Annotated in this window: 8 protein-coding genes and 1 riboswitch; of the genes, 6 read left to right on the top strand and 2 right to left on the bottom strand. The window is 37.1% G+C overall.

Annotation, left to right across the window (positions count from 1 at the left end):
* Window positions 1-179: 179 nt before the first annotated feature.
* Entirely contained in the window at window positions 180-863 is a 684-nt protein-coding gene (locus A1D25_RS07295; protein ID WP_157395039.1) for a class I SAM-dependent methyltransferase, read from the bottom strand.
* A 156-nt stretch (window positions 864-1,019) separates the two neighbouring features.
* Window positions 1,020-1,064: riboswitch (PreQ1 riboswitch) on the top strand.
* A gap of 3 nt (window positions 1,065-1,067) precedes the next feature.
* Here A1D25_RS07295 and queC point away from each other — a divergent pair.
* The 4 genes from queC to A1D25_RS07275 all read left to right on the top strand — a co-directional run bounded on the left by queC (window position 1,068) and on the right by A1D25_RS07275 (window position 4,419).
* Window positions 1,068-1,727, top strand: coding sequence for a 7-cyano-7-deazaguanine synthase QueC (queC, locus tag A1D25_RS07290; protein WP_157395038.1), 660 nt, complete (start codon window positions 1,068-1,070; stop codon window positions 1,725-1,727).
* Window positions 1,720-2,142, top strand: coding sequence for a 6-carboxytetrahydropterin synthase QueD (gene queD, locus A1D25_RS07285; protein WP_157395037.1), 423 nt, complete (start codon window positions 1,720-1,722; stop codon window positions 2,140-2,142). Before queC ends, queD begins: the two co-directional genes overlap by 8 nt.
* Window positions 2,143-2,293: 151 nt before the next feature.
* Window positions 2,294-3,742, top strand: coding sequence for a peptide MFS transporter (locus A1D25_RS07280; protein ID WP_157395036.1), 1,449 nt, complete (start codon window positions 2,294-2,296; stop codon window positions 3,740-3,742).
* Between the two features lie 44 nt (window positions 3,743-3,786).
* Complete coding sequence (locus A1D25_RS07275) at window positions 3,787-4,419, top strand: 7-carboxy-7-deazaguanine synthase QueE (protein ID WP_157395035.1); 633 nt, start codon at window positions 3,787-3,789, stop codon at window positions 4,417-4,419.
* A gap of 115 nt (window positions 4,420-4,534) precedes the next feature.
* On the opposite strand, the gene rluD is transcribed toward A1D25_RS07275, so the two are convergent.
* Window positions 4,535-5,512 carry a 23S rRNA pseudouridine(1911/1915/1917) synthase RluD gene (gene rluD, locus A1D25_RS07270; RefSeq protein WP_157395034.1) on the bottom strand — a complete coding sequence of 326 codons (978 nt, stop codon included), beginning with the start codon at window positions 5,510-5,512 and terminating at the stop codon, window positions 4,535-4,537.
* Window positions 5,513-5,660: 148 nt separating this feature from the next.
* Here rluD and A1D25_RS07265 point away from each other — a divergent pair, with 148 nt between their 5' ends.
* Entirely contained in the window at window positions 5,661-6,440 is a 780-nt protein-coding gene (locus A1D25_RS07265) for an outer membrane protein assembly factor BamD (protein WP_157395033.1), read from the top strand.
* Window positions 6,441-6,542: 102 nt separating this feature from the next.
* Window positions 6,543-7,577 (top strand): tRNA (adenosine(37)-N6)-threonylcarbamoyltransferase complex transferase subunit TsaD, encoded by a 1,035-nt coding sequence (gene tsaD / locus A1D25_RS07260; protein ID WP_157395032.1) that lies wholly within the window; start codon window positions 6,543-6,545, stop codon window positions 7,575-7,577.
* Window positions 7,578-7,709 lie beyond the last annotated feature (132 nt).

The raw sequence follows: 7,709 nt of genomic DNA, 5'->3' as shown, positions 1-7,709 counted from the left end.
CCACACAGATTGTCTGATATGTTGTTAAAGAGCAAAAAAGAACGACGCACCGCATAACTTAATTCGTTCACAACAGTGCGTCGTTGTGTGGTGTGCATTATAGGGAAATCCGAATATAACGCAAGTGTTTTTTTCAGAAAAATTGCAAAAAACTCACCATTTGTTGAAAAATTAAACTGTTATTCTGCTATTTTCACTACATATAATTGGTAAGTTGGTAGTGATTGAATTACGGAAACCTTACGCTGATATGTATTAACATAGCTATCTACAGCTGGTTTTACTAACAAATAGTGATCTGCTTCATTCCAACTTTTTGGAGACCATAAATAATCATCAAATGCAATGACTCCACCAACCCTTACTAATTGATGAGCTAATAGAGCATCTAACAATACATCTGGAGCTTCGTGAGAGCCATCAACATAAACGAAATCAAAATAGCCTTTCTTTCCTTCTACTAGTAACTCCATCATTTTAGGGTGTGAATACCCTTTGCATTTAAAAAGTGTTGTTCTTGGGAATTGCTGAATAGCTAGATGCATATTGTGTTCAAATACTTGCTCTACGGTATCCATATTCCAATTTTCTTTATGTTCTAGTCCACCTTCCCAACTATCTATACAATAGATTTCTATAGTTTCTGCATATTCACTCATCTTTTCCATAAAATGAAGCGTTGAACGTCCTTCAAATGAACCTATTTCTAAAATTCGTGTAGGTTTCAATTGATTAAAAATAATATCTAAACTAGGAATATTGTGACTAAACCAATCTGTTTGAAAAACATATTCAGTTGGTTGGTTGGTTGGTTGGTTGGTTGGTTGGTTGGTTGGTTGGTTGGTTGGTTGGTTGGTTGGCATAGCATAATGTCTCCGTAATAAATAATCTACTCAATTTAAATGATTTTATCTAATATCACCTAATTTGTAAAAAATAATGAACATAGTTTTCTGTTTTATGCTAAGGTAAACATATAAGCGGTCGGAATTTGTAAATCTTTTGCAAAAACCGACCGCTTATTTGTGGTTCGCAAACCTCCCACTTAAAAAAACTAAGGAAACTCAATGAACAATTCAAAAAAAGCCGTTGTAATATTTTCAGGCGGTCAAGATTCTACAACTTGCCTATTTCTCGCTCTTAAAGAATTTGGGAGAGAAAATGTGGAAGTTGTGACCTTTCAATACGGGCAACGCCACGCCATAGAATTAGAAAAAGCCAGATGGATTGCTAACGATCTTGGTATAAAGCAGACTGTGATTGATACCTCAGTCATTAAGGCGATAACCACCAATGCCTTAATGGATAGCTCTGCCGAAATTAAGCAACAAGGTGATAAACCTAATACCTTTGTTGATGGTCGTAATGCTCTTTTTCTACTTTACACCGCTATTTATGCTAAAAGTCAGCAAATTCAAACTATCTTTACTGGGGTATGTGAAACAGACTTTAGCGGTTATCCTGACTGCCGAGATGTTTTTATTAAATCAATGAATGTTACACTTAATTTAGCAATGGATTACAATTTTAATATTCGTACGCCGTTGATGTACTTGACGAAAAAAGAAACTTGGAAACTCGCTGATGAATTAGGTGCTTTCGATTACATTCAAACACATACTCATACTTGCTATTTAGGTATTGAAGGTGGTTGCCACACTTGCCCTAGTTGCTTATTGAGAGAAAAAGGATTGAATGAATATTTAGTGGAGCGTAGCAATGTATAAGATCGCTAAAGAATTTAGCTTTGATATGGCACATATGCTTGATGGACACGATGGGAAATGTAAAAACCTTCACGGACATACTTACACTCTGCAAGTCGAAATTTGTGGAGAACTTTATGCAGAAGGAGCGAAGTCTGGAATGGTTATGGATTACAGCGATCTCAAAGCAGCCGTAAAAAGCCATATTTTAGATAAAATGGATCACGCTTTTATTTATGACTCAACTAGTGAAAAAGAATGCAAGATTGCTGCATTATTAAACGAGCTTGATTCTAAAACGTTTGCAATTCCAGTTCGTACAACCGCAGAACAAATGGCTAAATATATTTTTGATACATTAACCTCTGTTGGTTTACCTGTTAGCTTGATTCGCCTTTGGGAAACGCCTACTTCATATTGTGAATACTCACAATAAATTTGATCTAGATCAACTTTAAACCCATTAAAGTGCATATAATAAACAGCGTACTTATAAGCTTTTTATGCTGTTTATTATCTAGCTGTAAGTCGCCTCTATCTTTATTGCATCTACATTGTTGTATTTTTTTATCGAAAAGGAGACGGCTATGCAAAGCAAAACTTCTGAAAAGACTTTTTTTGGTCATCCTCGACAACTCGCCAAACTATTTCAAATCGAATTATGGGAAAGATTTTCCTTCATAGGTATGCAATCCATTCTTTTACTTTATCTTTACTATAAAGTATCTGATGGAGGACTAGGTATTGATAGCACTATCGCAGGAGGTATTGTTGGTGGCTACGGTGGTACAATTTTCTTAGCCACTATTTTAGGGGCTTGGATCTCAGATCGTATATGGGGTCCTGAAAAAACATTATTTATGTCTGGCTTTATTGTAATGTTTGGAAATCTTGCCATTGCTCTTATTCCAGGAATTTCAGGTCTATTCACAGGCTTAGCACTTATTGCATTGGGTACAGGTGGTATTAAGGCATCTGCAACAACAATGGTTGGTGCTTTGTATGAGAGAGAAGATTTGCGAATTTTGCGTGATTCTGGTTTCTCTATTTTCTACGTATCTATCAACTTAGGGGCATTCTTCGGACCGTTAGTCAGTGGATTATTGCAAGAATCTTTTGGTTTCCGTTATGCATTCGTTGCTGCAGCCGTTGGTATGGCATTCGGTATTTGGCAATACTCAAGAGGAAGAAAATCTCTGCCAGATATTCCAGTTCCTAATCCGTTACCATCATCTCAAGTGAAATATGCGATTATTATCGGTATTCTTGGCTTAATTGCATTATTTACTGCAATCACTCTAAAAGGGCTCACCTTAGATAATTTCCCAACCGTATTGCTGATTACTATTGTTATTACGATTGCAACTTACTTCACTAAATTACTCACCAATCCAGATTTAGAAAGAGAGAAGAAAAATTATATTCTTGCTTATATTCCAATGTTTTGTGTTATCTCGATTTTCTGGGCAATGTGGATGCAAGTATTTACGGTTGTAACCATTTACTTTGACCAAACTATCGATCGTAATCTAGGTAGCTTTACGATTCCAGTTGCGTGGATGACATCGTTACAAGGCTTATGGGTTGTTCTTTTCTCTGGTATTCTCGCTTCAATTTGGATGAAACTAGGTAAACTTCAACCTAAAACCCCTATTAAATTCGCATTCTCAGTGATTATAGTTGGTTCAGGCTATTTATGTTTTACACCATACTTTGAATCAAACACCGTAATGCCATTGGCATTATTCGCTTTAGCACTTTTGGTTATCACTATTGGGGAGTTATTTCTTTCACCTATTTCACTCTCATTTGCAACCAAGATTGCACCAGCTACCTTTAAAACCCAAATGGTTGCATTAAACTTCTTAGCATTAGGGCTTGGTTTAACTCTTGGTGGAACAATCTATAAACACTTCTATGTAGAAAACAACCCAGGAAGTTTCTTCTGGCTACTATTTATGATAGGGCTAATAACTGGTAGTATATTGCTCTTACTATCTCCTGTACTAAATAGAGTGTTTAAAAATATCGACTAATTACTATTTAGTGCAGGTTTGTTTTAACCTTATGACTAAATAGAATGCTAAACAATTTAAACAATGAAAATCCGACATATCGTATCGTTGAGATTTTCGAAACCCTTCAAGGCGAGGGCTTTAATACAGGAATGCCAAGTATTTTTATCCGCTTTGGTAAGTGTAACCTCGCCTGTCCTTGGTGCGATACGAATTACAACCAATATCAATCCAAAACACTCAATGAAATAATGCATATTGTGCGAAACTTTACCGCTCGAAATATCATTATTACGGGCGGAGAACCAACTATTCAACCCAATATTGAACGGCTACTTGATGTGCTAAAACAAGAAGGTTACTTTATCGCCGTAGAAACAAACGGTTTAAAACCAGTACCATCACAAATTGATTATATTGCGACAAGCCCTAAACGTTTATACCAAAAAAACTATCTCAAACATCATATTCCGTTTGCTCACGAAGTGCGGATTGTAGTTGATGGAGATGTTCAAGATTTTTGTGAGCAAATTGAGCAGACGATTCCAGCTGATCGTTACTATCTTTCTCCTTGTGAAGAAAATGGCGTAATGAATATGCTCGAAACAATTACACAGCTAGGACTATTAAATCAAAGGATAAATAAACCTCGTTGGCAATTAAGTATTCAGACTCACAAAATAGCTGGTATTGAGTAGTGTTCTGAACAATATTATTAAATAATAGCGGTCAGATTGTATCAATAATTTGTAAAAATTATTCGCAATCTGACCGCTTTTGCAATAACTTATTGCAGAAGTGAACAAGGTCGAATTAGTAATCTAAATCGTCTTTATAAAGAAGATAATCCGCTTTAAGAGCCTCAATTAACTCAACGAAATCATCTGGCAAAGGGGCGTGCCATTCCATCAGCTCACCTGTAATCGGGTGTTCTAAACGTAGCATCGCAGCGTGAAGCGCTTGACGTTTAAAATTACGAAGAACAGTTAAAAAATCTTCACTTGCACCTTTAGGTGGACGAGGTCTTCCACCATAAAGTTGATCACCAAGCAGTGGGTGTGCTATATGAGCCATATGCACACGAATTTGGTGAGTTCTCCCAGTCTCTAAACGTAGGCGTAAACGGGTATAATTACGGAAACGTTCCATAATTCGATAGTGAGTTACCGCAGGTTTCCCCATAGGGTGTACTGCCATTGCGGTACGTTTTGTTGGATGACGAGCCATTGGTTCATCCACTTTCCCACCTTGAGTCATAATCCCACTTGCCACAGCTTCATATTCACGCGTAATTTTACGCTTTTGGAGAGCATTAACTAAATGCGTCTGAGCAGGAATCGTCTTAGCAACCACCATTAACCCCGTTGTATCTTTGTCTAAACGATGCACAATCCCTGCTCTCGGCACTTCCGCAATGGTTGGATAATGATATAGCAATGCATTTAAAACTGTACCATTTGGGTTTCCTGCACCTGGGTGAACAACAAGATCTTTTGGTTTATTGATCACGAGAATATCATCATCTTCATATACGATATTGAGTGGAATATCTTCAGGTTCAAAGCGAACCTCATCTTCTACTTCGGCTTGAATTTCAATATATTCACCACCAAACACTTTTTCACGAGCTTTGTTAATAACAGTACCATTCACTGATACTTGATTATTTTCGATCCAGACTTTAATACGGGAACGTGAATAATCTGGGAATAATTGTGCAAGGGCTTGATCTAATCTTGCCCCAAGTAAATCAGGGGTTACTTCTGTTTGTAGCGTAATTTGTTGAGTCATTCTCTATAAAATTCCAAATTATGATTTTCTTCTTGTATGATGTCCTATAAAATAACGCCATTTTTAGATGAACTTTGTAAACAATGGCGAGTCGAACGCCATTGTACATTAACTTTTCATCGCAGACACTTATTATAGGTAAATCATTATGCGTAAATTCAGCTCAATTGCATCTTTTATTCTAGCAGCTTGCATTATTTCTGGCTGTTCAAACTCAAATAAAAATGAATTTGAAGGTATTCCATCTCAAGAACTTTATAACAAAGGTCAAACCTATCTACAAGACGGAGACTATAATAATGCTATCCGACATTTAGAAGCAATTGATACTCTAAGCCAACAAGGTACTTATGGTGAACAAGTTCAGTTGAGCCTAATCTATGCACAATATAAACTAGGAGAGTATTATAAAGCGTTAGATATTGCAGAACGTTTTGCTCGTAATTATCCTGATAGTGCATCAATGGATTATGTATTCTACCTTGCGGGTTTAAGTAATGTTCGTCTAGGTGATAATTGGTTCCAGGATCTGTTTAGAGTAGATGATTCTAAGCGAGCTGTCGAAAGTTCTCGTAATGCGTTCGGAAACTTCCAAAGTATCGTACAACATTATCCTCATAGTCAATATGTTCAAGATTCTCAAAACTGGATGGCATATTTAAAAAACCGTTTAGCAAAACACGAACTGAATATTGTGAAATTCTATATGCAGCGTGATGCTTATGTCGCTGTTGTAAACCGAGTAGAGGAAATGCTTCGTTATTATCCAGATACTCAAGCAACACAACAAGCCTTGCCATATTTACAAAAATCTTTTGAAGCTATGGGAATTACTGATTCAGCACAAAAAACGGTGGCATTAATTGAACAGAACAAAGATAAAACTTTCCCTGATGCAACTAAACCAGCTTATGGTGAACAATTCTAAGCGGTAAGATTCACTTTATTTTTTGCAAATAGCGTTAGGGCGTACGATATACGCCCTTTTAATCTTTATATACACTGCCAATTCTTTGAATAAATAATCAAGATGCGTATTTTAGGAATAGAAACTTCTTGCGATGAAACTGGTGTCGCAATTTATGATGAACAATACGGCTTAGTTGCAAACCAGTTATATAGCCAAATTGAAATGCACGCTGATTACGGTGGTGTAGTTCCCGAATTAGCCTCACGCGATCATATTCGTAAAACCCTACCTTTAATCCAAGCCGCATTACAAGAGGCAAATTTAACAGCAAATGATATTGATGGGGTTGCTTATACGGCTGGCCCAGGGTTAGTTGGTGCATTATTAGTGGGTTCAACTATCGCTCGTTCATTAGCTTATGCTTGGAATGTACCTGCACTAGGTGTTCACCATATGGAAGGACATTTACTTGCCCCAATGCTAGAAGAAAAATCACCCGAATTTCCATTTGTTGCCTTACTTGTATCTGGCGGACATACCCAATTAGTCAAAGTCGAAAATGTTGGGAAATACGAGCTACTAGGTGAATCTATTGACGATGCAGCAGGAGAAGCCTTTGATAAAACAGCCAAATTACTCGGATTAGATTATCCTGGGGGAGCAGCATTAGCAAAATTAGCAGAAAAAGGAACCGCTTGTCGTTTTACTTTTCCACGTCCAATGACAGATCGTCCAGGTCTTGATTTTAGTTTCTCTGGACTAAAAACCTTTGCAGCCAATACGATCAATGCAAATTTGAATGCAGAAGGAATGCTAGATGAACAAACTCGATGTGATATCGCTCACGCGTTTCAACAAGCGGTCATTGATACATTGATAATTAAATGTCGCAGAGCATTACAACAAACAGGCTACAAACGTTTAGTTATTGCGGGTGGTGTAAGTGCAAATAAACAGCTACGAGCTGATTTAGCAGAATTGATGCAACAATTAAAAGGCGAAGTATTCTATCCTCGCCCACAATTTTGTACTGATAATGGTGCAATGATTGCTTATGCGGGATTTATTCGCCTAAAAAACGGTGAGCAAACCGATCTTTCTGTCAGTGTTAAACCTCGTTGGCCAATGACAGAGCTTCCAAACATAGTCAAATAATTATAAAAAATAAGGGGAAATATCATTTCCCCTCAGACCGCGGACAAACCTCAATTTATTGTATTCAATAAACGGACGCCAGCGTGGCGTCCCTTGTATCTTACTCAACTGTAAATTGGTAAAATAAAAACG

Origin of the sequence: Ursidibacter arcticus (genome assembly GCF_009761375.1) — a bacterium.
GTDB classification, from domain to species: domain Bacteria; phylum Pseudomonadota; class Gammaproteobacteria; order Enterobacterales; family Pasteurellaceae; genus Ursidibacter; species Ursidibacter arcticus.
The sequence above is the reverse complement of the archived record's forward strand: the minus strand, read 5'-3'. Positions and strand labels throughout refer to the sequence as shown.